We start from the raw sequence: 24800 nt of genomic DNA on the forward strand, positions 1-24800 counted from the left end.
CTTGGCAATGTCTGTAGTAAGTGAAGAGAGAAAACGAATGATTCTAGAAAAGTTGGAAGTAAAGGGCAAGGTCAGGGTGGCTGATCTTGCTAATGAATTTGCCGTTTCTACTGAAACGATTCGCCGATACTTAGAAGATCTAGCCAAAAGTCAAAAATTAAAAAAGGTGTATGGAGGAGCTGTGAAGACATCTCATTCACCTTTAATTGAACCTTCTATGATTGAAAGAAAGATTTTAAACATTGAACAAAAGCAAAGAATTGCTTATAAAGCAGCGACATTCATTGATGATGGAGATGTCATTTTGATTGACGAGGGAAGCACGACTCTTCAGCTAGTTCCTTATCTTCTGCATATAAAAGATTTGACGATTATTACAAATTCTTTTGCCTTTGCCAACCAATTGATCTCAGCTACAAATAAGAGGTTATTTGATGGAGAGATTGTATTTATTGGCGGAACGATTAGTTCCCAGCATTTTCGAACGGCTGGACCGATGTCACAGGAAATTTTGAATCATTTATCTTTTGACAAAGCATTCATCTCAGTTGATGCGGTTCTTCCGAGTTTCGGGATCTCTTCCTACGATGTAGAGAAAGCAAGGCTATCTGAAATGATGATTAAGCAAGCAAAAGAAACGTATGTATTAGCGGATCATTCGAAAATTGGAGAAAAAGGAACGTATAAGATCACTGGATTGAGCAAAATTGATTACATTCTTTCTAACCAATATTCCCCTGAAGATTGGAAGGAATATTTGATCAATCATCATGTAAAGTGGATCAAGTGCTGATGAGTAACGATAGCGTGAAGAAGAACTTTATATTTGAACAATAAAATATCAATACTCTTGAAATAGAGTTTGATCATTTGAAAAAATCCTGTTGATTCAGGATTTTTTTACTTTATCTAAAAGATGATTTATATGACAGAGTTACTGACCGTATAATTGAATGGACTTTTAAACGCTCCTATTCATGGAGAAAAAGATCCGAAACAATAGAGGTAATCTTCACGGCGACAACAAACCATTTCCTCCCACACAAGTTTCTATATATAATAGAAGAAACTGATCAATTTTCATAGATTGGAGTCATTATATAATGAAAGAAAACATTAAGCATTGGATTGAACGTTATCAACAAGAAGGTGATGAGGAAGCGTTGGTGCAGTTGAAGATTGCGTGCTGGCCAATGATCGAGCCGCTCATTGAAGAGTTCACGCAAAAGCATGGAGCGGAAGTAGGGGGGCTTCTTCGTGAAAAGGGGCTGGAGCGTTTTGCGTTTATCTTTAGCAAATACCAGTTAAATGTGCAACTTCCGTTAGAGACGTTTGTTGCGAATACATATCGGTTTTATTTTATGCAAGTATTGAAAGAACAGGCATAAGAAAAAGGTATCCTTAACGAGCGCAAACTTGTCAGGATACCTTTTTTTATTAATGATAATGGATAATGTCTTCTGCTAAGCTAGTAAAGGCTTCACCGACGATAGATTCTTCATCATATACAGAAGTGCCGGTGTTTTCTTCCGGTTGAGCGAAAGGTACTTGGGCAATGACGGCTGTTTGTAGTTGTTCAGCTAGCCTATCACCGCCACCTTGTCCAAATAAATATTTTCTTTCACCGTTTTCTTCGTAGTACGCCATGTTTTCGACGACACCCATAATGTGATGTTTCGTATGTTTAGCCATCACACCTGCTCTCGATGCAACATGAGAAGCGGCATTGTGAGGGGTGGTGACGATAATTTCTTTTGCATGAGGGATCATTGCAGCTACATCAATCGCAACATCACCTGTCCCTGGAGGAAGGTCTAAGAGAAGGTAATCCAACTCTCCCCAATGCGTATTGACTAAGAAGTTGCGAATCCATTTGTTTAACATCGGCCCACGCCACATGACGGGTTGGTTATCCTTAGAATAAAAGCCCATTGACATGACTTTTACGCCATGGCTAGTGGAAGGAATCACCGTTTGATCAATCATTGTTGGCTGTTGTTTAATTTGCATCATCGCCGGAATGCTAAATCCATAAATATCCGCATCTAAAATGCCGACACGTTTCCCTAAGCGAGCAAGGGCAGCTGCTAAGTTGATCGTTACCGTTGATTTACCTACGCCGCCTTTACCGCTTGTTACAGCAATAAATTTGACGCCTGAATCTGGACGTAACATTTTCGGCATGCCCGTTTCCGTCACGGCTTCTGCTTTCAGTGATTTTGTTAATGCTTGACGCTCTTCATCGGTCATGGCGCCAAAAGTTAAAGCGACACTTACAGCACCAATGTTTCTCAGAGCTTCTTCAATATCTTGCTGAATTTTCGCTTTGAGCGGACAGCCTTGAATCGTTAATACGACTTCTAGTTGAACGTGGCCATCTTGGATTTGAATGTTTCTTACCATGTTTAATTCAACAATACTTTTATGAAGCTCAGGATCATTCACATTCTCCAGAGCTTGTAATACTTGCTCATTTGTTAGCATCGTGTTTATCCCTGCCTATTCTTTCAATCCTTTTCCTAGACCTTTTAAGAAGTGAACACCGAAGTTCACTGCACGATTCACGTCTGGATCTTTCAATACTTTCATCAAGTCGAATACGCCGATTTTTTCATCGTTATTGATCTGTTTTGCTTCGTCCATCCCCGAATTCAAGCTACTTACAAGTTTCTTTGTCATTGCAGGGTCCATAGCAGTGAGTACACCTGCGACGCCCATAAAGTGATTGATTAAATTCGTTACAGGTTCACGAGAGACTTGATGAAGAACGATATGTGCGACATCTTCTTTCGCTTGAAGCAGCTTAGTCGCTGCTTCAAGTGCTCCTACATTATTCAGTTCTCCAACAATCGAGAAGATTTGATTCAACGCTTCTTCATTTTCTGAAAGGAGCGTTTTTAAATCTTCTAGTTTTTGTTCTTTGATTTGTTCTTCTGTTAGTTGTTGTTTTTGAATCGTTGTAATAGGTGCTGCCATCGATTACACTCCTTCCATTATTTCGTTGTTAAGTGAACGTAGCCTGGACGCTTCCATTTACGTTCTGCTTCAACACCATTTTGCGGGTGACGTTTTTTGTAACGTGGGTTTGTTTTTGGTAATGGCGCTTTTCCACCATCTGCCTTCAATACTTCTAAACGCACTTTCGTTTGCTTATAAGCAGGTGTGAACGTACAACGGTCAACGGCTGGGCCTGTTAAGAAGTTAATCGCTGAGTCTTTGCTTACAGAGTTCATCGGTAAGAATAGCTCATTCTTTTGAACGCGATCCGTTACTAGTGCATTTAATTTTAACGCACCATATGGAGACACTAAGCGAACGAGAGAGCCATCTTTGATTCCGCGTTCTTTCGCTAACTCTGGTGATACTTCTACATAAATTTCTGGTACTTTTGCTTGGATACCTTCTGATTTATTCGTCATGTTTCCTTCATGGAAGTGCTCAAGTACACGACCGTTGTTAATATGACAATCGTATTCTTCAGGGAATTCCACCGGCTCTACCCAATCATATAACGCGAAACGAGCTTTTTTATCCGGGAAGTTAAAGCCATCTACATATAAAAGCGGTGTGCTCTTACCATCGAGGCTACCCCAGAAGAAGCTATTCCAGCCTTCAAGCACTTCATAATTTGCTTCTCCAAAAATAGGGGAGAGGCTAGCCATTTCGTCGTAAATTTCACTTGGATGGCTGTAATTCCAATCCGCACCTAAGCGATTCGCAACAGCCTGAAGGATTTGCCAATCTGGTTTTGAGTCACCAAGTGGCGGCAATGCTTGATATAGTCTTTGGACGCGACGTTCTGTGTTTGTAAATGTTCCGTCCTTTTCAAGAGAAGGAGCTGCAGGTAAGACAACGTCTGCATATTGAGCCGTTCTTGAAAGGAAAATATCTTGAACAACGAAGAAGTCAAGCTGAGATAAAACATCATGCACATGGTTAGCGTTACAGTCGACTAAAGCCATATCTTCTCCAACTACATACATCGCTTTCATTTTGCCTTCTTCAACGGCTTGAAGCATTTGAATATTATTTAAACCTGGTTTTGGACTAATTTTTACACCGTAAGCTTTTTCAAACTTCTCACGTGCCTCATCATTCGTCACACTTTGGTAACCAGGAAGTAGGTTTGGTAAAGTACCCATGTCACAAGCACCTTGTACGTTATTGTGACCACGAAGCGGGTAAGCACCAGCACCTGGACGACGGTAGTTTCCTGTGGCTAACAATAAGTTGGAAATCGCAGCAGATGTATCAGAACCACCTGTATTTTGAGTGACACCCATTCCCCAAAGAACACAAGTGCCGTCTGCATCGCGGATCATTTTCGCTACTTCAATTAATGTTTCTTTAGAAATACCTGTTTGTTCCTCGGCATACTCTAATGTGTACTTTTGAAGCACATCTTTGAAATCCTCATAGAAGTTGACGTTTTCTTGAATGAATTTCTCATCATGCCAACCTTGGTCGATCATATATTTCGTTACAGCCATTAACCAAACTTGGTCTGTTCCTTGTTTCGGTCGCATAAAGATATCAGATCTCTCAGCCATTTCATGTTTTCGAATATCTGACACAATTAGCTTTTGACCATGTAATTTATGCGCACGTTTTACGCGAGTAGCTAATACAGGATGTCCTTCCGCTGGGTTCGCTCCGACAATAATAACAAGACCCGCTTTTGCGATATCTTGAATGGTACCAGCATCTCCACCCATACCCACTGTACGGAATAGACCATCTGTTGCTGGAGATTGACAATAACGTGAACAGTTATCAACGTCATTCGTTTGGAAGATTTGGCGTGCCATCTTTTGAATTAAATAGTTTTCTTCATTTGTGATTTTAGAAGAAGAGATAAAGCCAACTGATCCAGGGCCATACTCTTTTTGAATCCCGCCCATTTTTGTTGCGATTAAGTCAAGGGCTTCATTCCAAGAAGATTCAACGAATACGCCATCTTTACGAATTAGCGGTTTCGTTAAGCGCTCTTTTGAATTGACGAAGTCCCAGCCGAATTTTCCTTTTACACAAGTAGAGATCGCGTTCACTGGTCCTTTAGATGGTTGAACTTTCAAGATTTTGCGATCTTTCGTCCAAACTTCAAATGAACATCCGACACCACAGAACGTACACACTGTTTTTGTCTTTTTTGTACGCTTGTCTCGCATGGCTGCCTCTACTTCTGATACAGCCATAATCCCGCTGTAGCCCGGTTCTACTTCTTTAATTAATCCAATCATCGGATCAAGCATATCTTGCTTTAATCCTGTCATAAATCCAGCTTCACCTAACATTGATTTTTCCATTAAAGCATTACATGGACAAACCGTGACACATTGTCCACAGCTGACGCATGAAGAATCATTGATCGCCACGCCTTCATCCCAAATCACACGAGGACGTTCCGCTTCCCAATCGAGCGATAGTGTTTCATTCACTTGTAGGTTTTGACAAACTTCTACACATTGTCCGCAAGCGATACATTGGTTCGGATCGTAGCGGTAGAATGGATGGGACATATCGACTTCTGTTGGATCCACTTTTGGTTCATACGGGTACTTTTGATGTTCAATGCCCATCATTTCTACCGTGTTATGCAACGTACAATTCCCATTGTTGTTGTCGCACACTGTACAGTAAAGTAAATGGTTTTCTAATAAACGATCCATTGCTTCTGTCTGTGCTTCTTTTGCTTTAGGAGAAGCTAGTTGAATGTTCATGCCATTCTCGGCCTTCGTTGAACAAGAACGAACAAGCTTTCCGTCGATTTCGACAATACATGTGTCACATGTTTGAATCGGATCTACTTCTGGAACGTAACACACTTGTGGGTGTGCGATTTCATTTTGGTTAATTACTTCTAGAATCGTTTGCCCTGGTTTCGCCGAGTACTCTTTTCCATTGATTTTAATTTCAGTCATGGTGTTTACCTCCTTTTTGAACACAAAAAAATCCACCACGAATTGACATGTCTACTAAACATGTAAAAAAATTCATGGTGGATAAGCTTCTTAGCAGATCTTACTAAAAGACCAATCCAGTTTTTAATTAATCAATTAAATAGAATCAAAACATAGGTAAATATTCCGATTCCATCTTTGCCGTCCCTTATTATAGCTCTTTCCCAAAAAATAAACAATATAAACTATAAAACATCTTTTATGAGAATAATTATCACAAACTTCTCCTTTAATTTTTTGCAGAGTTGATTTATTATTAACAAATTGTAGGGGTGAAATCGCTTTATCAAAAATAATAATAGTATTTTTTATGATGGGAGAATGCCTGTTATGTCTAGAAAAGTTCATGAATTCAATGACATCATTCGTAAACTTCGTAAAGATTTGTTCGGGAAAGGGCCGGAACGGATTCATACCATATTCGTTGAAAAGATGGCTGTATCCACACTTTATGGGAATTTGACACCAACAGAAAAATTCATTGCCAGTACGCCAGAAGGAGTCCAGATGGTTCACGCAGCGCGAACGCGAATGATTCAAGAAGTGTATTCAAAAGCTACTCCTGAGGGGATGGAAGAATTAATGGGTGCGAAGTTAGTCCATTTATTTTCTGATATCAAAATCGAAGAAGATATGGCGGTTTCTGTGTTTATCTTTGATAGAAATATAGATTAGGAGGTCAAAGATGATGGAAGCAGAAGTAAAAAGGGAGATTATTCGTGTAGAGAACGGGAAAGCAACAGCGGTAGAGGATGTGATTGTGACCGAGTACCCGGTCACCGTGAAAATTAATCAAGAGGAATTCGTCACGATGGTTTGTACTCCAGAGCATATTGAAGATATGGTCATTGGGTATCTTGCTTCTGAAAATATCATTCGCAAGTTTGAAGACATTGAGGATATTTGGGTGCAAGAAAAGGACGGTTTTGTTCATGTCAAAACGAAAAAAGTGAACCCTTATTATCAAAAATTTCAAAATAAGCGTTACATCACCTCTTGCTGCGGCATGAGCAGGCAAGGCTTTGTGTTTGTCAATGATGCGTTAACGGCGAAGAAAATGGATGAGGTTCGCGTTCAAGTTACGCCGGATGACTGTTTCCGACTGATGAATGAGATGCAACAGTCAGCGGTGACTTTTCAAAAAACAGGCGGTGTTCATAATGCGGCGCTATGTGATGTCAACGGTATCGTATTAAGCCGAATGGATATTGGCCGGCATAATGCGCTTGATAAAATATATGGGCATTGTTTGCGAAATGATATTACCATAAGGGATAAAGTCCTTGTTTTTAGCGGAAGAATCTCATCAGAAATTTTATTGAAAGTCGCAAAAATTGGTTGCGAAATCGTACTTTCGAAGTCAGCACCAACAGAATTAGCTTTACAACTGGCTGAACAATTAGGTATAACAACTATTGGGTTTATTCGCCAGGAATCGTTAAATATTTACACGCACCCCGAAAGAATCGACATGAATGCATGATGTGAACGGCGGCAGACCATGGAAACAAAGACGATCAACCACTAGTGAAGAAAAGAGGTGAAGAAGATGACTCAAGTAATACAGGACAAATTACACCGTCCTTTAAGAGATTTGCGCATATCTGTGACGGATCGATGCAATTTCCGCTGTCGGTACTGCATGCCTGAAGAAATTTTTGGTTCAGACTATTCTTTTTTGCCATCTGATAAAATTTTATCATTTGATGAAATAGAAAGATTAGCGAAAATTTTTGTCTCTTTTGGGGTAAAAAAAATACGGATTACTGGCGGAGAACCGCTGTTAAGAAGAAACTTAACAGAACTAATTGACCGTCTTAGTCAGATTAGTGGTGTGGAGGATATTGCCTTAACTACGAATGGTTCACTGTTGAAAAAGTATGCTAATGATTTAGCGAAAGCGGGATTATCGCGTGTATCTGTTAGTTTAGACTCGTTAAACGAAGAACGCTTTCTGGAGATGAACGGAAATAGAGGGAAAGTAAAAACGGTGTTAGAAGGCATTGAAAAAGCGGCGGAAGCTGGAATGAAAGTGAAAGTCAATATGGTTGTACAAAAAGGGAAAAATGACCAAGATATCATTCCGATGGCTCGCTTTTTTAAAGAAAAAAAATATACCCTTCGCTTTATCGAATACATGGACGTAGGAAATTCGAACGGGTGGCGTTTAGATGATGTCCTCTCGAAAAAAGAAATTATCAATCAAATTCATCAGTTTTCGCCTATCCAGCAGATCGAACCTAATTATCGGGGGGAAGTAGCCACTCGCTATCGCTATGTGGATAGCGACCAGGAAATTGGTGTTATTTCATCCGTCACGGATTCATTCTGCTCCACGTGTACAAGAGCGCGGATTTCCGCTGAAGGAAAGTTATACACTTGTTTGTTTGCTGCAGATGGTACCGATCTTCGGGAACTACTTCGTTCAGGAAAAAATGATGAAGCCATTGCCAAAACGATTGAAAACGTTTGGAGTAATCGAAGCGATCGCTATTCTGACGAGCGGACGAGCCACACTCAATTTCGCCAACATTCAAAAGTAGAAATGTCTCATATTGGCGGATAGAAACGAAACATTTGACAACAAGAGATAAATGAGAGGAGTAGAAGTATGGCTTTTAATAAACCGGATAAAATTACAGAAATAGCCATTGAGGCAGGGGTGAGCAAGGCCAAATTACCTGTGCCGACAATGCTCATATTAGGATTTTTAGGCGGAGCTTTTATTGCTTTAGGTTTTTTACTTGATATTCGAGTGATCGGAAATATGCCGCCAGAGTGGGGAAGCTTTGCCGGATTTTTAGGAGCGGCTGTGTTCCCATTAGGACTTATTTTAGTTATTTTGGCTGGTGCTGAATTAATTACAGGAAACATGATGTCTGTATCTATGGCACTGTATGCTCGTAAAATTTCTATGGCGAACTTAGCTCGTAACTGGTTTTGGGTGACATTCGCGAACTTACTTGGAGCTTTATTTGTCGCTTTCTTTTTCGGTCATATTGTCGGTTTAACAGAAACTGGACCATTTTTAGATAAAACGGTAGCGATTGCACAAGCAAAAGTCGCGGATTCTTTTATGCAAACATTCGTCTCTGCAATTGGCTGTAACTGGCTTGTCTGTTTAGCCGTTTGGTTAGCGTACGGAGCTAATGACTTCATCGGAAAAGTCGCTGGTATTTGGTTCCCAGTCATGGCGTTTGTGGCGATCGGATTCCAGCACGTAGTGGCCAATATGTTTGTCATTCCAGCTGCGATTTTTGCGGGACAGGTGACATGGATGGAGTTTGTAGGAAATGTGGTGCCGGCCTTTTTAGGAAATGTGGTCGGAGGAGCAGTATTCGTAGGTATGGCTTACTTTATGTCTTTCCAAAAACGACAAATGCCACAAACGAAATTACAAAAAATTTCTTAATACAAAAGCGGAGCTGGACGATACGAAAGAGGTCGTTAAGCAGTAGTAGCTGTTCATAATGTTGCTCACAACGTACATAAAAAACCCAGCAAATGCCGGGTTTTTTATGTACGTTCATGGAAAAAGTCACCGTTTTTTCCGCCAGTTTTTTGTACTAAATGTGTTTCTTTAATGACCATCGATTTGTCGACTGCTTTACACATATCATAAAAAGTGAGAGCAGCAACCGATACAGCTGTTAATGCTTCCATTTCGACACCTGTGTTTCCTTCACATTTCACAGTCACTTGTATATGTAATTCATATCCTATCTCCGTTTGCTTATAATCAAAGGTGAAATCAGTTCCTTGGAGCATGATCGGATGACACATCGGGATAAAGTCTGATGTTTTTTTAGCTGCCATAATGCCAGCAATTTGAGCCACTTGTGTAGGGTCGCCTTTTTTGATTAGGCCTTGTTGAATGGCTTCGTATAATTCATTGGACAGAGCAATCGTACTTTTCGCGATCGCCGTCCGTTTTGTGATTTCCTTTTCTGAAATATCGACCATCTTTGGTCGGCCGTCTTGATTCCAATGAGTAAAATTGCTCATGATATCCTCCTTAAGTATGTATCATCTGATGATTTATTCAGGCCAATCTTCTTTGGAGTTAATGTTAATGAACTCTTGTTGGTCGTTGGCAAAAGGTACATAACGAACATGTAGTTTATTTAATAAGGCTTGCATGCTTCTTTTGTTCTGTTGCAGAAGCTGTTCTGCAAGATCTATACTTCTGCGATGGTATATAGCGGCAAGCGGCTGGATCTTTTCGGGTTGACTAGGGACAATCGCATCATATCGATCCTCCGTGAATGAAAGCATCGTTTCGACAAAAGCAGAAGTCATGTAGGGCATATCGCTCGCTAAAATAAAAAACCATTCCACGTCTGTAATGGTAGACATGATATAGTGTAAGGCAAAGAGCGGACCTTGATAATGTTGTTCTTCTTCAATGACAAAGCGGGTCTCCGTTTGCGGAAATTTTGGTAATAAGTCTTTATTGGTTGAAATAATCAACGGATGAAGTTTGTTGTGTTTTAACGCATCTAAACTATATTCATATAAAGGTTTTCCCTTTAATTGTTCAAACATTTTCGGTTTGCCATAGCGAGAAGATTTACCGCCTGCTAATACAACGCCAGCTACGCTCATTGTCTGTTCAGTTCCCCGATGAAATGCTGAACCGTTGGGATGATGAGTTGATTCATGCCAAGCTTCACAGCATTGGTCGATCCTGGAAGCGCGTAAATCGCTGTTTTGTTTTTGCAACCAGCAACAGCGCGGCTAAACATGGCTCGCGGGCCAATGTCTGTGTAACTTAATGAACGAAATAATTCGCCAAACCCTGACATTTCTTTTTCAAACAGGGAGGTGAGAGCTTCATAGGTGATATCCCTTGGAGTAAACCCGGTTCCTCCGGTGACGATAATCGCATTAATCGTTGGGTCTTCACACCAAGAGTGAACTTGGCTCGTAATCGCTTGCTGTTCATCTTTGACGATGCGATATTGAACAACATCGAATTCGGCAGCTTTAAGCAACGATTGAATGTGCTGACCGCTTTTGTCATTTTCCATCGTTCTTGTGTCACTGACAGTTAAGATGGCCGCATGGACTGATGTCTGTGCATGAGTTGGATGCATCTGTATCCTCCTTTTACTATTTATGAAATCAATGACTCAATTATAATAGCATAAATCAAAAGGTCAAATTAAAATTTACATAGAGAAAGGAAGGATGTTCCATGAGTGAGAGATATTCAAGGCAACAGCTGTTTCAACCGATCGGAGATTCTGGGCAGGAACAGCTGCAAAAAAAGCACGTGTTAATTGTTGGAGCAGGCGCTTTAGGAAGTGCTAGTGCAGAAGCGATCGTACGGGCTGGAGTAGGAAAGGTGACCATCATTGACCGCGATTATGTGGAGTGGAGCAACTTGCAGCGCCAGCAGCTATATAGTGAGCAAGATGCAAAAGATAAATTACCAAAGGCAATTGCGGCAAAGAACCGATTAGAGAAAATCAACTCGACGATTGAAATTCAAGGACTGATTATGGATGCGAGGGCGGATAACCTTGAGCCGCTTCTTACTGATGTCGATGTGATGATTGATGGGACGGATAATTTTGATATTCGTTTTATGGTCAATGACCTTTCCCAAAAGCATCGCATCCCATGGGTATATGGGTCTTGTGTAGGAAGTTACGGGGCGACTTATGCGATCATCCCCGGAAAAACCCCTTGTCTTCACTGTCTACTGCAAGCTGTGCCCAACACAGGAGTCACTTGCGACACAGCAGGCATTATCAGTCCAGCAGTTCAAATGGTCGCTGCTTATCAAGTAGCGGAAGCGTTAAAGATTTTAGTTGGGGATATAACTGCTGTAAGAGACACCTATTTAACGTTTGATGTATGGAAAAATCAGCACTATGCCGTAAATTTGGATAAAGTAAAAGGCACTCATTGTCCATCCTGTGGAGATCATCCCACATATCCATATTTAGCCTATGAAAACCAAACAAAAACGGATGTCTTATGCGGGCGAAATACCGTGCAAATTCGACCAGCCAATGAAATCCATTACGATTTTGACCGCTTGGCTCAACAGTTAAGCAGCCACGGAGACATTCACCGAAATCCCTATTTGCTTTCTTGTCAATTAAAAGATTATCGCCTTGTGATTTTCCAAGGCGGGCGGGTCTTGGTTCATGGAACAAATGACATTCAGCAAGCAAAAAATCTTTATTATCGTTTATTAGGATAAAAGGAGTGGTAATTATGTTGCAAAAAAGAACCCCTATCGCTGTAGAAGAAGCTGTTCGACGTGTTATGGAGTTTGCTCATCAAGGAAAAAAAGAATCGGTGCCTCTCACTTCGGCATATGGCCGTTTTTTAGCCGAAGATCTCATCGCTGATCATGATGTTCCCGCATTTGATCGCTCGCCTTATGATGGATTTGCCATTCGAGCTGAAGATAGCGCTTTGGCGAGTGCTGAACAGCCAATTTCTTTTGAAGTAGTCGGAGAAATCGGAGCTGGATTTGTTTTCGATGAGGAGGTGGCGCAAGGTCAAGCTGTTCGTATTATGACAGGTGCTCAAATTCCACAAGGGTGCACGGCCGTCGTGATGCTTGAATTAACTCGTCCATACGAAGAAAACGGTAAGAAGTACATGGAAATTAAACGCGCTTATAAAAACGGGGACAATATTTCGTACCAAGGGGAAGATATGAAAAAAGGAACCGTACTTGTCAAAAAGGGAACGTATATCAATCCAGGTGTTTCCGCTCTGCTGGCGACATTCGGCTATCATGAAGTGCCGGTCGTGAAAAAGCCTGTCATTGGCGTGTTAGCGACAGGGAGCGAGCTGTTAGAGACGAATGAGACGCTCCAGCCTGGAAAAATCCGCAACAGCAATGCCTATATGATTCTTTCTCAAATTGAAAGAGCAGGAGGGGAAGCACGATACTTTGGCAAATTTAGCGATGATTTACATACATGTATTTCTGCTGTGAAAGGGGCATTAAAGGAAGTGGATGCCCTTATTACAACGGGGGGCGTGTCCGTTGGAGACTTCGATTATTTGCCGGAAATTTATAAGCAATTAGGCGCGGAAGTATTGTTTAATAAAATTGCGATGCGTCCAGGAAGTGTAACGACAGTTGCTCAGTTAAATAACCAATTACTATTCGGTCTTTCCGGCAACCCATCAGCGTGTTATGTTGGATTCGAATTATTTGTCCGCCCAGTGATCCGAACGTTCTTATGGAATGACTCTCCTCACTTACGTAGAGAGCAAGCGCTCTTAGGAGAGAACTTTACAAAGCCCAATCCTTTTACAAGATTTGTACGAGCGAGCTTATCCTTTAATAATGGTCAATTAGTCGCTGTTCCCTCTGGTTTTAATAAATCAAGTGCTGTGTCATCATTAGCAGTAGCTGATGCCTTCATTGTGCTTCCAGGAGGCACGAGAGGGTATGAAAAAGGGATGGCTGTCGATGTGCTTTTATTAGAGGATCTGCAAGGAAGTGAGTGGCCTTGGCACGGCATTGTTCCATCCTACAGGTAGTTGGCTATCAAAACAGCGGCAAAACGACGTTAATGGAGAAATTGATTCATCGTGCAGCGAGTGAAGGACTTCTCGTCTCTTCTATTAAGCATCATGGTCATGGAGGTGCTCCTATGAATGAAGCGGCATCAAAGGATAGTGTGCGTCATTATCGAGCAGGTGCTGTCGTTTCAGGGGTAGAAGGAGATGGAGTTCTCTCTTTAACTGTGAAGCGCGATTGTTGGAGCCTTCCACAATTACTAACGTTGTACCAAGCCTTTGACGTTGATGTGATTTTTGTTGAGGGATATAAACAAGAAACGTACCCCAAAGTCGTCTTATTACGTGGTGAAGAGGATATAGACTTGCTTTATTCTCTATCTAATATTCAATGTGTGATTTATTGGGAGGCATGTCGTTTACCGAATGACTTACCGTATCCAGCTTTCCCGATATCAGATGATAAGCAGTCTATCGATTTTTTAATAAGAATAGTGAGGAGATAAGATGGAACAAAATTTATTTGAAATTACCGATCAACCGATTGTGACAGAAGAAGTGACGAAGAAAGTTGCGAGTCGAAATGCAGGGGCCATCACGGTGTTTATTGGTACCGTACGGGAATTAACAAAAGGGAAGAAGACGCTTCATTTAGAATATCAAGCGTATCCTTCGATGGCTGTGAAGATGTTGGCGCAAATTGCGGATGAAATTAAGGGAAAATGGCCAGAAGCGAAGGTTGCTATTACGCATCGCACTGGCCGATTAGAAATTTCCGATATCGCTGTTGTGATTGCTGTCTCGTCACCTCATCGCAAAATGGCTTATGAAGCAAATGAATATGCGATTGAAAGAATTAAACAAATTGTCCCCATTTGGAAAAAAGAGTTTTGGGAAGATGGAACACAGTGGATTGGCGATCAGCTCGAAAATGTTCCTTATCCAGATGGACAACCAATAAAAGAAGGGGGATCAAAATGATTACCGTTTTATTATTTGCTCATTTACAAGAAGAGGTAGGAGAGGCACAAGTGACGATTGAAGCGGCGGAAATGACCGTTTTACAAGTGAAGAAGTGGCTAGAAGACCATTATCAAATATCTTCTTTGCAGCAAGTGATGACTGCTGTTAATGAAAGCTTTGCAACGGATGAAACGCTAGTTAAACAAGGGGATACGATCGCTTTTATTCCTCCGGTAAGCGGCGGATGAAGAAATGAAGCAATACAAAACCGTTTCAATAGTGATCTATTGAAGCGGTTTTGTCTTATGAAGGATTGGCTTCCAACAGAAAAAGCAAGAGATAATTTTATTGGCAGCAACGGATTGAGGTAAAACTATGCTATACTGAACAATGGTTGAATGATAAACAATGTTACCATTTTTATATAGAAGTTTGGTTTAGGGAAAGGAAGAGGGAGTTTGAATATTTTTATTACAGGTGGAACGGGTTTTCTCGGATCGAATTTAATGAAAAGACTAATAGAGCAAGGGCATCACGTTTACGCTTTAGTACGGAATGTAAAGAAATTTGACGCGCTTGTGCAAACATTACCACATGAGCATAGGGACCATGTGCATTCGGTACAAGGGGAATTGACAAAACCGCTTTTAGGAATTGAATCGTCCAAGTTGCAATCATTGATGGGGAACATCAATGCGGTGTATCATACGGCTGCTCTTCTTTCGTTTGATGAAGGAGATCGGGAAGCGTCTTTTGAGATGAATGTAGAAGGAACGAAGCGCGTGCTTGACTTTGCTGAACTCGTTCAGGCGAAAACATTCTTTCATGTGAGCACCGCTTATACATTAGGCAATCGGACAGAGGGAATGGAATCGCTTTACCCACTTCAATCGACATTCATTAATTCTTATGAAGAGAGCAAATGTCACGCCGAGCATCTAGTTATGTCGGCTAGCGAACGTTTCGATGTTATGATTATGCGTCCTGCGATCATCATTGGTGATTCAAACACAGGGGAAGCGGAAACGACATTCGGTCTCTATGGTATTTTGCGTACCATTGAATTATTAAAGAAAAAGGCAAGCAGAAAGCCGGGCCAAGAGCAAGAACTATTCCATTTGTTAATGGATAAGGATTCAGTTTCAAACATTGTGCCGGTTGACTATGTGACGAAAGTATTGGCATTAGGCTTACAATATGGAAAAGGAAAGACCATTTACAATATTACCAATCCTGCGCCGCCAACGAATAAGGAAGTGTTAGAAATGGTGAAAGAAGCGTTTGACTTCTATTCAGTTGAAATCACTCCTTATGAGCAAAAAAACAGTTTGTCGAATCGGGAACAAAAAATGAATGAGCCGTTAGAAGTATTTAAAGATTATTTAAATCGTTCGATTGTTTTCCACGATGACAACACGAGAGAATTACTACAACAAGGAAAAGAAGAGCATCTTCACATGGATAAAGACATGCTGTTACGCATCATTCACGGTTTTCAAAAGCGCAAGGATCAAGAGCAAATGTTAGTGAACCAGTAAGGATTACGAACCGAGACGCCTCTCTGTAAGTAAAGGAGGCGTCTTTTGTCGTTTTGATAAAACGTGGAGTTTATGGTGTTATAATAGAATTGAACATAGTACTGATGAGTTAGGGAAATTTCATACCTTTTAGAAAGGAGCAGAAAAAATGACTAAACGGATCGACGTATACGAAAAAGCTGTGAAGTTAACGAAAAATAAGATTCGTGAAGATATCAATCAGTATCTCGGCAGGGAAGAAATACCTCCAACATTTCAACAATATTTACGAGAAAGAGGGACATTTGTTGAGCAGATTTGGATTAATGTATGGGTTAGTCAAGCATCGAATGAGATGTCTAGAAAAGAAAAAAGAAACTATTTAACCGAAAAAGGGATCGCTGTTGAAGTAGGAAACCGAAAACTCGTTAATCAGTTATTTCGTACCGAAATTAGAAACTACCAGCCTTTTGATGTCATCAATTGGTTACAACATAAATTTCAAAAAGAAGAAACATGGTCCGCTACATATGAAAAAGCAAGAGCAGCCTATTTAAAACAGCAAGAAAAATTGCTTCAAAAAAGAAAACAACAGAAACTGCTTCAACAAATGAAAACCGTCATCGAATCTATTTTAGATGAGCAGAGAGACCGTTTATATTTGAACTTTCGATATTTGTTTGCTAAACAATTAGCGGAAGATCTACAAAAAACCAAATACAACCTTGTGGAGCTCTATCCTTTCGAATATGAATTAGTGGAAGATGGCCATTTTGATCCAGGAAAGTATTCAAGCTTAGGAGAATTTTCGTATGAATGTACGGGTCAATTTCAACGAACGTTCGATTGGGGTAGAGAAGAGATTGAATACGAAACGTATAATGACCGCTATATTGAGTTTTTTGAACACGAGTGGATGGATCAAGCTGTGGAGATGCTGATAATCGAGCTCCCCGCCTCTATTTACGCAGACTATGAAGCTGCCTTTCAACAGCCGCTAACGAAAGAAGAACTGATGGATGATTATGATCATCTGCTAGTAGATAGTGGCACGCTTGTTTTTGATCAATTGTCGCAGGAGCATGTACCGGATTTATTAAGCATTGCTGATTTGCCATTTGATGAGGACATTCACCAACAAATCTATGAGTGGCATGTGCGAGAAAGAGAAGCGCGAGAAGCGTTTGAACGCGCTGAAATCGAGCGGAAAAAAGCGGAAGAAGAACGGTTGCTTTCAGAGTTATTTGGTCAGGAATATCAGCCTTCTGTCGAAAGAAATGTCCGCTATGTACTCCATATTGGTGAGACAAATACCGGGAAAACGCATCAGGCGCTGAAACGAATGAAAGAAGCAAGCAGTGGTCTTTATTTGGCTCCGCTTCGTCTATTAGCCCTTGAAGTGTATGATAAATTAAATAAAGAGGGAATTCCTTGCTCGCTGAAAACAGGGGAAGAGGAAAAAAGTGAACCTTTTGCTCGCCATGCTTCTTGCACCGTCGAAATGTTCCATGAAAAAGACGTGTATGACTTGATCGTCATTGATGAAGCGCAAATGCTGGCAGATAAAGATCGGGGATTTTCTTGGTATAAAGCGATCACAAAAGCAAACGCGAAAGAAGTACATATTATTGGCAGTAAAAACATTAAAGAAATGCTTATTCAGCTGTTAGGAGAGAGTGAGTATGAACTGATTGAATATGAGCGAGAGCTTCCGCTTCAAGTGGAACCGAAGCCATTTAAGCTTTCTCAAGTCGAGCCTGGGGATGCTCTCGTTTGTTTTTCGAGAAGAGAAGTACTGGAAACAGCGGCGAGCCTGAAAAGAAATAAGCATTTAGTCAGTATGATCTATGGAAGCATGCCTCCGGAGACGAGAAAGAAACAAATGCAGCAGTTTATTAATGGAGAAACGAATATTATTGTGTCAACGGATGCCATTGGAATGGGTGTCAATTTGCCGATTCGCCGCATCGTCTTTTTAAAAAATGAAAAATTCGATGGGACGAGAAGAAGAAGATTAACGTCACAAGAAGTGAAACAAATTGCTGGTCGAGCGGGCCGTAAAGGAATGTATCCAGTCGGAAAAGTAGCCTTTACTTCCGATATTAAAAAAATGGTGAGTCTTTTAGAAAAACAAGATACTCCTGTTAGTTCGTTTGCCATTGCTCCGACACCGAGCGTGTTTGATCGATTTCAAATGTATGATCGTCATTTAGGTACGTTTTTTGAACTGTGGGAAAAATTCAAAAGTCCAAAAGGAACGAAAAAGTCGGCACTGACACAGGAAAAAGAACTATATTCATTAGTAGTTGGTAGTGACATTGAAGCGAGGCTTTCGATGACGGATTTATATAGCTTCTTACATTTGCCATTTTCAACAAAAGACGCCGGTTTAACGAAGCAATGGCTGATGACGATGAAGGCGATTGTGGAAGGAGCGGAACTTCCTGAGCCGAAATGGACACCGAACAGCTTAGAAGAATTGGAGCTTGCTTACAAAGCGATTGGTCTGCATTTACTGTTCTTATACAAATTAAATAAGCCAACAGAAGCGATTTATTGGGAGCGGATGCGAGAAGAAATTAGCGAGCAGGTACATGAGAAACTACAAACAGAAGTGAAAAACATTCATAAAACATGTCGGAAGTGTCAAAGAAGGTTGCCGGCAGATTTCAGATTTCCAATCTGCGATTCATGTCATCAAAGCAGGCAGGAACAATATTGGGGTAGATGGTAATTCAATGAGCAGGCTGTCTCAAAAGAAAATCACCTCTTTATGAGACAGCCGCTGTATGTTAGATCTTTTTTTGTCGAGCAGCGATTTCTTCAGTGACAATAAACGCGAGCTCCTCGTTTCCGAATAGTGAAAGAACATTTAATAAAGTGTCATAGTGAATGTCGCCCGCTTCTTCTTTCGGTACCGTTAAATCGATGGCTTGTTGTAAGGTTGGATTGGCCATCTGTTGTGGATAAGCACGCCCATATAACTCTTCAGGGTTAAGGTCATGGTTTACACACCATTGGGCAAATACTAAGATCATCATTTGCTCATCTCGTTGATAATTTTCTATGATTTGTTTTTCTAATTCTTTTTGATTCATCATTAAATCTCCTTAATACTTTATTTTTTCATTTTAAAGGGAACCATTATGGATGTCCATCCGTATATAAGGATAGAACTAGTCATCAAATGTGTTCTATGATGAAGTAGAAAGGAGCAGCTTTATGTCTATCGCTATTTGGATCGGCATTGTCGTATTATTTATTGCAAGCTTTATTGGGTTGATTTTCCCGATCATTCCATCTGTTTTAGTCATATGGGGAGGATTCCTTCTCTATCATTTCGGAATCAATAATGATGAACTGTCCATCTTGTTTTGGGTGGCCATGGGGGTATTTACAGCGTTAATATTTGTGGCAGATATGCTGGCCAACAGTTATTTTGTCAAAAAATATGGAGGATCCAAATGGGGCGAAGGAGTCGCAGCCATCGCCGTCATCGTTGGATCGTTTGTTATACCGCCTTTTGGCATTTTGATCGTTCCGTTTGTAGCTGTGCTTGTGACAGAGCTTATCATTTTAAAAGATGTCAAACAAGCATTCTTTGTAGGATATGCGACATTTGTCGGTTTTTTAAGCGGCACCCTCGCCAAAGCGTTAATTCAAGGGATAATGATTACTTGGTTTGTGATTGAAGTGATCATTTAATACATTTAATCATAATAAAAACGTCCTCCGAAAGAAGGGCGTTTTTATTATAATTGCAAGACTAGAATGTCTCATAAATGATCGAGCCTGTTTGGGAAAGATCATAATCTCCCAATGATTGGATTTCTGCATGAAAAGATGTAGAAGTGAGTATCTCCTTCACTTGATCAATAAGTTGTTTATTTTCTGGTGTTTTTAAGATGACGATATCATACCGTTCAGTAATCAATGGTACAAAATCGACTCCAACGATTTTGGCAGCTTTTTCAATCCCTACTCCGACGTCAGCCGCGCCTGTTGACACAGCAGAAGCGACACCAAGGTGATTCGTTTCTTCTATATCATAGCCTCTAATTTCTGACGGGGAGATTTGATGGATACGGAGCTGTTCATCAAGCAAAATTCTTGCTCCTGAACCTTTTTCCCTATTTATGATCGTCACATGCTCTTGATTCAAGTCGGCCCAAGTCTTGATGTTTAAAGGGTTTCCTTTTTGAACGTAAAGACCAGCTTTTCGCGAAACTAAATTCAATAAAATATAAGGATGACTGACTAATATCTTTTTCACATAAGGCAGATTGTATTCTCCTGAATCTCCGTCAAACATATGTAAACTAACGATGTCGCATTCTCCGTTGTACATCGAGATCAAGCTGTTAAAACTTCCGACATTTGAACGCAGTGTTTTATAATGAGTATTTTTCTCAATATACTTCCCTAGTAGGTCAAGAACAAGATCTTGTCCACTAATGACAATTGTAGTACTCTCTTTCGTTGGCGGTTTAGGAAGCGTCATCGCAGGGCTAGGAGAAGATCCTGTTTTCTGCTTTTTGATGTATAGCTCTAAATCGTTAGCGTCCATCCGCATTTGTCTGCCTACACGGAATACCGGCAATTCCCCTTTTTTGACAAGATCATATATCGTTAATTTTGATACCTTTAATAATTGTGCCACTTCCTCAATCGTATAGGAAAGCTCTTTTGACATATCCATCCCTCCATCCCTTTATATTAACGCATTCGTCAGTATTTTGTCACAAACCATTTTTATTTAAGTATTTCCTTTTTCATTATAAGTAATTATAATTAGTTATGGTTTGTTATAAATAGTTGGTCAGGAAGGAAGAAAAGAATGAAAAAGTTTTATGGTGTGATTATGTTCATCATGCTAATGTTTAGCATCGTATCTGGATGTTCTTCTCAGGAAGAAAGTAAAAAGAAAGAACAAGGGAAGCAAGAACCAGTAGAATTAACGATTTCTGCGGCCGCTAGTTTACAAGAGGCGCTAAATGAGATTAAGTCTTCTTATGAAAAAGAACATCCAAATGTAAAGATTGTGTACAATTTCGGAAGTTCAGGCGCCCTACAACAACAAATTTCTCAAGGCGCTCCAGTAGATCTCTTTTTCTCCGCAGCTGAGGATAAATTTGATCAATTAGTAGAAGAGGGCATGATTCAGAAGGAGCAGGGGAAAGATCTTCTGTCTAATGAATTAGTGTTAGTTGTTCCGAAAGAGACAGGTCAAGACATTCACACATTTGAAGATTTGAAAAAAGTGAATAAATTGTCCATCGGTACACCAGAATCGGTGCCTGCTGGACAATATGCAAAAGAAACATTAGAAAACATCGATGTATGGAAAGAGATTGAACCAAAAGTCGTTTATGCCAAAGATGTTCGCCAAGTGCTTACATATGTAGAAACGGGAAATGTAGACGCTGGAATTGTGTATAAAACAGATGCGATGATTTCAACGAAAGTGGATATTGCAGCGGCAGCTAAAGAGGAGACACATACACCGATTATTTATCCGGTAGGAGTGATTAAAGGTAGTGCTCATCTAAAGGAAGCTGAAGTATTTTATCAATATTTGCAAAACAACACATCGATGGAGACATTTACAAAGTACGGTTTTAAAGGGGTAAAATAATCCGATGGTTACCGATTTTTGGTCACCGATCAAACTCTCCATTGAAATTGCCTTCGTTTCTGGCTTCATTGTGTTGGTGGCAGGAATTTTATTGGGAAGATTCATGGCGAATCGGTCGTTTAAAGGGAAGCTGCTTTTGGAAACGGTTCTGCTTCTCCCATTAGTTCTACCGCCTACGGTCATCGGTTTTTTGCTTGTTATTATCTTTGGGAAAAACAGTGTCATCGGACAAGCGATTGAGTGGGTCTTTCACCAGCCTGTGATGTTTACTTGGTGGGCCGCTGTGATTGCTTCGACAGTCGTTGCTTTTCCGTTAATGTATCAATCAGTGAAAACCGGTTTTGAGGCTGTTGATCAAGATATCGAAAATGCTGCTCGTGTAGATGGAGCGAGCGAGTGGCAAGTTCTTTTATTTATTTCGATCCCGCTCGCCTTAAAAGCGATTATCTCAGGTGGCATTTTAAGCTTTACTCGAGCGTTAGGAGAGTTTGGGGCGACGTTAATGTTTGCTGGCAATCTTCCGGGAAAAACGCAAACAACACCGTTAGCAATATATATGGCGATGGACTCGGGCCATATGGACATGGCTTGGTTATGGGTCATTTGCATGATGGGCCTTTCGTTTTCACTGCTTCTTTGCGTGCATATGATAAAAACATAAAAAAGCCGCTTCGGTGTCATTCATCGAAGCGGCTTTTTTGATGAGTAGACATATACTGAGGTCGGTTCTTTTGAACCAAGCTGGTCATTTACTGAGTCTGAAAGTATAACGGAACAAACCGCAGATAAGAATATTACGTATAACCGATCCAGAAGGAAACGTCACACAATATGGATATGGTGATTAAGGTGGAACATTTGCTTATTTAACTGGTAGTTAGTCTAATGTTTCAGGAAAAATTCAATATTGGGCATCTAAGGCTTGGCAATATAAGAAATGGTTTGATGCTAGACTAAAAAGTAGACACAGATTGTTATAATAAATATATCAACTATAACGAGGTGTGTCTGTATGGCAAGAGGTAAACGATACGATGAGACATTTAAAATTGAAACAGTAAAGTATATCAGTGAAAACCATAAGTCTGTAGCTCAAGTGGCTAGAGAAATGGGGGTAAATGAAAATACTGTACACAACTGGATCAAAAAGTATAGTCAGCAACCAGAGATCAAAGAAGTCCAAACTTTCTCTTCGGCAGAGGCTGAGTTAAAGGCTCTACAGAAGGAAATGCGTGATCTTAAGGAGGAGAATGAAATCTTAAAAAAGGCGATGCACTACTTCGCGAAAAGCCCTCGGTAAAATATGAATTCATTCATAAAAATCGCTCCCAATTCCGAGTGGAGAAGATATGCATAGTCCTGGGAGTTTCCAAAAGTAGTTACTTCAAATGGTTAAATCGACCAAAAAGTGACCGGCAGAAACAACATGAGAAATTATCACAAAAGATTTTCCAGACCCATTTAGAATTCAATCAACGTTATGGGAGTGTCAAAATCGCAAAAACACTGAATACACGTGGCGTTAAAGTAAGTCAGCGTACCGTTTCTCGTATTATGACAAGTCTTGTACAGTCAAAGAATATAAGGCTACGACCAATTCGAAGCATCAACATCCAGTAATTGAAAATATCTTGGATCGCCAGTTTAAAGCTAGTAAACCAAACCAGATGTGGGTAACGGATATCACGTATATTCCGACCAATGAGGGGTGGTTGTATTTGGCAAGCGTAATGGATTTGTATTCTCGTAAGATCATAGGCTGGGCCATGGATAAAACGATGACAAAGGACTTGGTGATCTCCGTATTAAAGATGGCATTCAAGCGTCAGAAGCCGGAAAAAGGTGTTATTCACCATTCAGACCGAGGTGTTCAATATGCCTCCAATGAATATCAGAAACTATTAAAAAAGTATCATATGGTAGGCAGCATGAGCCGAAAAGGAAACTGTTACGATAACGCTTGTATCGAATCCTTTCACGGTATTCTTAAACGTGAGCTAGTGTATCAAACGAAGTATAAAACTAGAGAAGAAGCGAAGAAATCATTGTTCGAATACATCGAGTTCTTCTACAATTCAAAGCGTATTCATTCAACGTTGGGGTATTGTACGCCGAACGAATTTGAGCGAATGTATGGAAATTGTGCAGCTTGATTTTACCTTGAGAAAAAAGTTTAAATCGCTCTTTATTTAAACTTTTTTCTCAAGGGCACTAAGCGTAAGCGCGGTAGAAAAATCTGTGTCTATTTTCTTGATGTAGTATCAATAACACTTGATAATAAATATTTAAAATCATCAAATTCCACACAATTTCAACATGCAAATTTAGCTTTAGCTAAGAATAAATCTGCTATGAAAAACTTCACCACTTCTCAGCAAAAGAAAATAAAAGCAGGCAAGACCCCTGATGGTTATACTTGGCATCACCATCAAACAAGAGGATATATGCAATTAATCAAATCAGAGCAACATTCTAAAACCGGACATACTGGCGGTAGAAAAATCTGGGGAACTAAATAATAAATAGCTAACCCATTATGGGTTAGCTATTTATTATTCGTTGGATTTTTTCACCATATTTCGTCGTTGTACTATCTGGATAACCATCAATGTCTATAAATTGAACTAACTCTTCAGCTAACTTACTTAAAGATTCAATTGGCCAATTTTCTTTAGACTCACGCTTTAATTTAATTAATACCGTTTGCCCAATAATATAAGAGAGACCATCCAAATGTTTAAATTTTATTGCTTTTAAAGCTAGTTCAATAAACCACTCAATATCTCCTTCCTCTTCAGCAAATTGTTCGAAACAATTTCCTATATCAACATACGATTTATGTTTTTTTATAAATTCTTCAAATTGCTCTTTTGTATAAACAGGATATTCTTCATCATCTTCAAAATCATCTTCTTCAATATAAAAAACAGCTGGTTCATTGCCTGTATAATCACGGTAATCAAATGCTAACCAATAGTTACCATCTCCAGCGAAAATAACAAAGCCCTTTTCAAGTTCCCACTCTTTTTTAACTTTTATTAGTTTACAGATAGCAAAAGATTAATTCCTTTTTAATAATCATGTATTACAGTGTAGTTACAGTAAAAAAAAGGAGTGTTGTAAATATGGATAAGGTATTTATTATGTTGGCTATGATATCTTTCTTGCTGTCTGTTTCATTGTTTGCAGTAGAAATAATGAAACATGGATATAAAAACAGTAATTTTA

General features: G+C 40.0%; 26 protein-coding genes and 1 pseudogene. 18 read left to right on the forward strand and 9 right to left on the reverse strand.

Annotated features, from left to right (window positions below; genetic code table 11):
- Positions 1–7 precede the first annotated feature (7 nt).
- On the forward strand, positions 8–793 hold the full coding sequence (locus IRB43_RS06300; RefSeq protein ID WP_203362596.1) for a DeoR/GlpR family DNA-binding transcription regulator: 786 nt from the start codon (positions 8–10) through the stop codon (positions 791–793).
- A gap of 310 nt (positions 794–1103) precedes the next feature.
- A complete protein-coding gene (locus IRB43_RS06305) occupies positions 1104–1388 on the forward strand; it encodes a hypothetical protein (protein ID WP_203362597.1) in 285 nt (94 codons plus the stop codon).
- Positions 1389–1437: 49 nt separating this feature from the next.
- On the opposite strand, the gene IRB43_RS06310 is transcribed toward IRB43_RS06305, so the two are convergent.
- The 3 genes from IRB43_RS06310 to fdhF are packed head-to-tail and all read right to left on the reverse strand — an operon-like array spanning position 1438 to position 5921.
- Positions 1438–2484 (reverse strand): P-loop NTPase, encoded by a 1047-nt coding sequence (locus IRB43_RS06310; protein WP_203362598.1) that lies wholly within the window; start codon positions 2482–2484, stop codon positions 1438–1440.
- 15 nt (positions 2485–2499) lie between these two features.
- On the reverse strand, positions 2500–2976 hold the full coding sequence (locus IRB43_RS06315; RefSeq protein WP_203362599.1) for a helical membrane plugin domain-containing protein: 477 nt from the start codon (positions 2974–2976) through the stop codon (positions 2500–2502).
- Between the two features lie 17 nt (positions 2977–2993).
- A complete protein-coding gene (gene fdhF, locus IRB43_RS06320; protein ID WP_203362600.1) occupies positions 2994–5921 on the reverse strand; it encodes a formate dehydrogenase subunit alpha in 2928 nt (975 codons plus the stop codon).
- A gap of 369 nt (positions 5922–6290) precedes the next feature.
- On the opposite strand from fdhF, the gene IRB43_RS06325 reads away from it, so the two are divergent.
- The 4 genes from IRB43_RS06325 to IRB43_RS06340 all read left to right on the forward strand — a co-directional run bounded on the left by IRB43_RS06325 (position 6291) and on the right by IRB43_RS06340 (position 9372).
- Entirely contained in the window at positions 6291–6635 is a 345-nt protein-coding gene (locus tag IRB43_RS06325) for a Na-translocating system protein MpsC family protein (RefSeq protein WP_203362601.1), read from the forward strand.
- 13 nt (positions 6636–6648) lie between these two features.
- Positions 6649–7443 (forward strand): formate dehydrogenase accessory sulfurtransferase FdhD, encoded by a 795-nt coding sequence (fdhD, locus tag IRB43_RS06330; protein ID WP_481748121.1) that lies wholly within the window; start codon positions 6649–6651, stop codon positions 7441–7443.
- A gap of 66 nt (positions 7444–7509) precedes the next feature.
- Positions 7510–8526 (forward strand): GTP 3',8-cyclase MoaA, encoded by a 1017-nt coding sequence (gene moaA / locus IRB43_RS06335; protein ID WP_203362603.1) that lies wholly within the window; start codon positions 7510–7512, stop codon positions 8524–8526.
- Positions 8527–8571: 45 nt separating this feature from the next.
- Entirely contained in the window at positions 8572–9372 is an 801-nt protein-coding gene (locus IRB43_RS06340) for a formate/nitrite transporter family protein (RefSeq protein ID WP_203362604.1), read from the forward strand.
- Between the two features lie 104 nt (positions 9373–9476).
- Here the strand turns inward: IRB43_RS06340 and moaC are convergent, their stop codons facing one another.
- The 3 genes from moaC to IRB43_RS06355 are packed head-to-tail and all read right to left on the reverse strand — an operon-like array spanning position 9477 to position 11056.
- Entirely contained in the window at positions 9477–9965 is a 489-nt protein-coding gene (gene moaC, locus IRB43_RS06345) for a cyclic pyranopterin monophosphate synthase MoaC (RefSeq protein ID WP_203362605.1), read from the reverse strand.
- A 33-nt stretch (positions 9966–9998) separates the two neighbouring features.
- Entirely contained in the window at positions 9999–10565 is a 567-nt protein-coding gene (locus IRB43_RS06350) for a molybdenum cofactor guanylyltransferase (protein WP_203362606.1), read from the reverse strand.
- The gene (locus IRB43_RS06355; RefSeq protein ID WP_203362607.1) at positions 10562–11056 is read right to left on the reverse strand and encodes a MogA/MoaB family molybdenum cofactor biosynthesis protein; all 495 of its coding nucleotides are present in this window, start codon (positions 11054–11056) and stop codon (positions 10562–10564) included. The genes IRB43_RS06350 and IRB43_RS06355 overlap by 4 nt, the downstream gene beginning before the upstream one ends.
- A gap of 101 nt (positions 11057–11157) precedes the next feature.
- Between IRB43_RS06355 and IRB43_RS06360 the strand changes: the two genes are divergently transcribed.
- From IRB43_RS06360 to IRB43_RS06390, 7 genes are all read left to right on the forward strand, one after another.
- Positions 11158–12174, forward strand: coding sequence for a thiazole biosynthesis adenylyltransferase ThiF (locus IRB43_RS06360; protein WP_203362608.1), 1017 nt, complete (start codon positions 11158–11160; stop codon positions 12172–12174).
- 17 nt (positions 12175–12191) lie between these two features.
- The gene (locus tag IRB43_RS06365) at positions 12192–13478 is read left to right on the forward strand and encodes a molybdopterin molybdotransferase MoeA (RefSeq protein ID WP_275296759.1); all 1287 of its coding nucleotides are present in this window, start codon (positions 12192–12194) and stop codon (positions 13476–13478) included.
- Complete coding sequence (mobB, locus tag IRB43_RS06370; protein ID WP_203362610.1) at positions 13442–13963, forward strand: molybdopterin-guanine dinucleotide biosynthesis protein B; 522 nt, start codon at positions 13442–13444, stop codon at positions 13961–13963. Before IRB43_RS06365 ends, mobB begins: the two co-directional genes overlap by 37 nt.
- A 1-nt stretch (position 13964) precedes the next feature.
- On the forward strand, positions 13965–14438 hold the full coding sequence (locus IRB43_RS06375; RefSeq protein ID WP_203362611.1) for a molybdenum cofactor biosynthesis protein MoaE: 474 nt from the start codon (positions 13965–13967) through the stop codon (positions 14436–14438).
- Positions 14435–14668, forward strand: coding sequence for a molybdopterin converting factor subunit 1 (moaD, locus tag IRB43_RS06380; protein ID WP_203362612.1), 234 nt, complete (start codon positions 14435–14437; stop codon positions 14666–14668). Before IRB43_RS06375 ends, moaD begins: the two co-directional genes overlap by 4 nt.
- 210 nt (positions 14669–14878) lie before the next feature.
- Complete coding sequence (locus tag IRB43_RS06385; RefSeq protein WP_203362613.1) at positions 14879–15958, forward strand: SDR family oxidoreductase; 1080 nt, start codon at positions 14879–14881, stop codon at positions 15956–15958.
- Positions 15959–16106: 148 nt separating this feature from the next.
- The gene (locus IRB43_RS06390) at positions 16107–18671 is read left to right on the forward strand and encodes a DEAD/DEAH box helicase (RefSeq protein WP_203362614.1); all 2565 of its coding nucleotides are present in this window, start codon (positions 16107–16109) and stop codon (positions 18669–18671) included.
- A 58-nt stretch (positions 18672–18729) separates the two neighbouring features.
- Here the strand turns inward: IRB43_RS06390 and IRB43_RS06395 are convergent, their stop codons facing one another.
- Positions 18730–19035, reverse strand: coding sequence for a hypothetical protein (locus IRB43_RS06395; protein ID WP_203362615.1), 306 nt, complete (start codon positions 19033–19035; stop codon positions 18730–18732).
- A gap of 124 nt (positions 19036–19159) precedes the next feature.
- On the opposite strand from IRB43_RS06395, the gene IRB43_RS06400 reads away from it, so the two are divergent.
- Complete coding sequence (locus IRB43_RS06400) at positions 19160–19642, forward strand: DUF456 domain-containing protein (protein ID WP_203362616.1); 483 nt, start codon at positions 19160–19162, stop codon at positions 19640–19642.
- Positions 19643–19703: 61 nt separating this feature from the next.
- On the opposite strand, the gene IRB43_RS06405 is transcribed toward IRB43_RS06400, so the two are convergent.
- The gene (locus tag IRB43_RS06405) at positions 19704–20630 is read right to left on the reverse strand and encodes a helix-turn-helix transcriptional regulator (protein ID WP_203362617.1); all 927 of its coding nucleotides are present in this window, start codon (positions 20628–20630) and stop codon (positions 19704–19706) included.
- A 144-nt stretch (positions 20631–20774) separates the two neighbouring features.
- Here IRB43_RS06405 and modA point away from each other — a divergent pair, with 144 nt between their 5' ends.
- The 4 genes and pseudogenes from modA to IRB43_RS17975 all read left to right on the forward strand — a co-directional run bounded on the left by modA (position 20775) and on the right by IRB43_RS17975 (position 24091).
- Entirely contained in the window at positions 20775–21572 is a 798-nt protein-coding gene (gene modA, locus IRB43_RS06410) for a molybdate ABC transporter substrate-binding protein (RefSeq protein WP_203362618.1), read from the forward strand.
- Between the two features lie 4 nt (positions 21573–21576).
- Positions 21577–22233, forward strand: a complete 657-nt coding sequence (modB, locus tag IRB43_RS06415) for a molybdate ABC transporter permease subunit (protein ID WP_203362619.1) — start codon at positions 21577–21579, stop codon at positions 22231–22233.
- A 351-nt stretch (positions 22234–22584) separates the two neighbouring features.
- Positions 22585–23725 (forward strand): annotated as a pseudogene (locus IRB43_RS06420) (IS3 family transposase).
- A gap of 81 nt (positions 23726–23806) precedes the next feature.
- Positions 23807–24091: an HNH endonuclease gene (locus IRB43_RS17975; protein ID WP_343070817.1), complete on the forward strand. Its 285-nt coding sequence runs from the start codon at positions 23807–23809 to the stop codon at positions 24089–24091.
- A gap of 22 nt (positions 24092–24113) precedes the next feature.
- Here the strand turns inward: IRB43_RS17975 and IRB43_RS18145 are convergent, their stop codons facing one another.
- Complete coding sequence (locus IRB43_RS18145; protein ID WP_481748122.1) at positions 24114–24623, reverse strand: SMI1/KNR4 family protein; 510 nt, start codon at positions 24621–24623, stop codon at positions 24114–24116.
- Positions 24624–24800: the final 177 nt, after the last annotated feature.

Origin of the sequence: Bacillus sp. REN10, assembly GCF_016820555.1 — a bacterium.
In the GTDB taxonomy this organism is placed as follows: domain Bacteria; phylum Bacillota; class Bacilli; order Bacillales; family Domibacillaceae; genus Bacillus_CE.

Excerpts from the sequence above, each read along its gene's own strand:
- IRB43_RS06355 (WP_203362607.1), bottom strand. The coding sequence starts at position 11,056 with ATGCATCCAACTCATGCACAGACATCAGTCCATGCGGCCATCTTAACT.
- modA (WP_203362618.1), top strand. The coding sequence starts at position 20,775 with ATGAAAAAGTTTTATGGTGTGATTATGTTCATCATGCTAATGTTTAGC.
- IRB43_RS06315 (WP_203362599.1), bottom strand. The coding sequence starts at position 2,976 with ATGGCAGCACCTATTACAACGATTCAAAAACAACAACTAACAGAAGAA.
- IRB43_RS06405 (WP_203362617.1), bottom strand. The coding sequence starts at position 20,630 with ATGTCAAAAGAGCTTTCCTATACGATTGAGGAAGTGGCACAATTATTA.
- IRB43_RS06340 (WP_203362604.1), top strand. The coding sequence starts at position 8,572 with ATGGCTTTTAATAAACCGGATAAAATTACAGAAATAGCCATTGAGGCA.
- IRB43_RS06305 (WP_203362597.1), top strand. The coding sequence starts at position 1,104 with ATGAAAGAAAACATTAAGCATTGGATTGAACGTTATCAACAAGAAGGT.
- moaD (WP_203362612.1), top strand. The coding sequence starts at position 14,435 with ATGATTACCGTTTTATTATTTGCTCATTTACAAGAAGAGGTAGGAGAG.
- IRB43_RS06360 (WP_203362608.1), top strand. The coding sequence starts at position 11,158 with ATGAGTGAGAGATATTCAAGGCAACAGCTGTTTCAACCGATCGGAGAT.
- fdhF (WP_203362600.1), bottom strand. The coding sequence starts at position 5,921 with ATGACTGAAATTAAAATCAATGGAAAAGAGTACTCGGCGAAACCAGGG.
- IRB43_RS06325 (WP_203362601.1), top strand. The coding sequence starts at position 6,291 with ATGTCTAGAAAAGTTCATGAATTCAATGACATCATTCGTAAACTTCGT.
- IRB43_RS06350 (WP_203362606.1), bottom strand. The coding sequence starts at position 10,565 with ATGAGCGTAGCTGGCGTTGTATTAGCAGGCGGTAAATCTTCTCGCTAT.
- IRB43_RS06400 (WP_203362616.1), top strand. The coding sequence starts at position 19,160 with ATGTCTATCGCTATTTGGATCGGCATTGTCGTATTATTTATTGCAAGC.
- fdhD (WP_481748121.1), top strand. The coding sequence starts at position 6,649 with ATGGAAGCAGAAGTAAAAAGGGAGATTATTCGTGTAGAGAACGGGAAA.
- modB (WP_203362619.1), top strand. The coding sequence starts at position 21,577 with ATGGTTACCGATTTTTGGTCACCGATCAAACTCTCCATTGAAATTGCC.
- IRB43_RS06310 (WP_203362598.1), bottom strand. The coding sequence starts at position 2,484 with ATGCTAACAAATGAGCAAGTATTACAAGCTCTGGAGAATGTGAATGAT.
- moaC (WP_203362605.1), bottom strand. The coding sequence starts at position 9,965 with ATGAGCAATTTTACTCATTGGAATCAAGACGGCCGACCAAAGATGGTC.
- IRB43_RS06375 (WP_203362611.1), top strand. The coding sequence starts at position 13,965 with ATGGAACAAAATTTATTTGAAATTACCGATCAACCGATTGTGACAGAA.
- IRB43_RS06390 (WP_203362614.1), top strand. The coding sequence starts at position 16,107 with ATGACTAAACGGATCGACGTATACGAAAAAGCTGTGAAGTTAACGAAA.
- IRB43_RS06395 (WP_203362615.1), bottom strand. The coding sequence starts at position 19,035 with ATGAATCAAAAAGAATTAGAAAAACAAATCATAGAAAATTATCAACGA.
- IRB43_RS06300 (WP_203362596.1), top strand. The coding sequence starts at position 8 with ATGTCTGTAGTAAGTGAAGAGAGAAAACGAATGATTCTAGAAAAGTTG.
- moaA (WP_203362603.1), top strand. The coding sequence starts at position 7,510 with ATGACTCAAGTAATACAGGACAAATTACACCGTCCTTTAAGAGATTTG.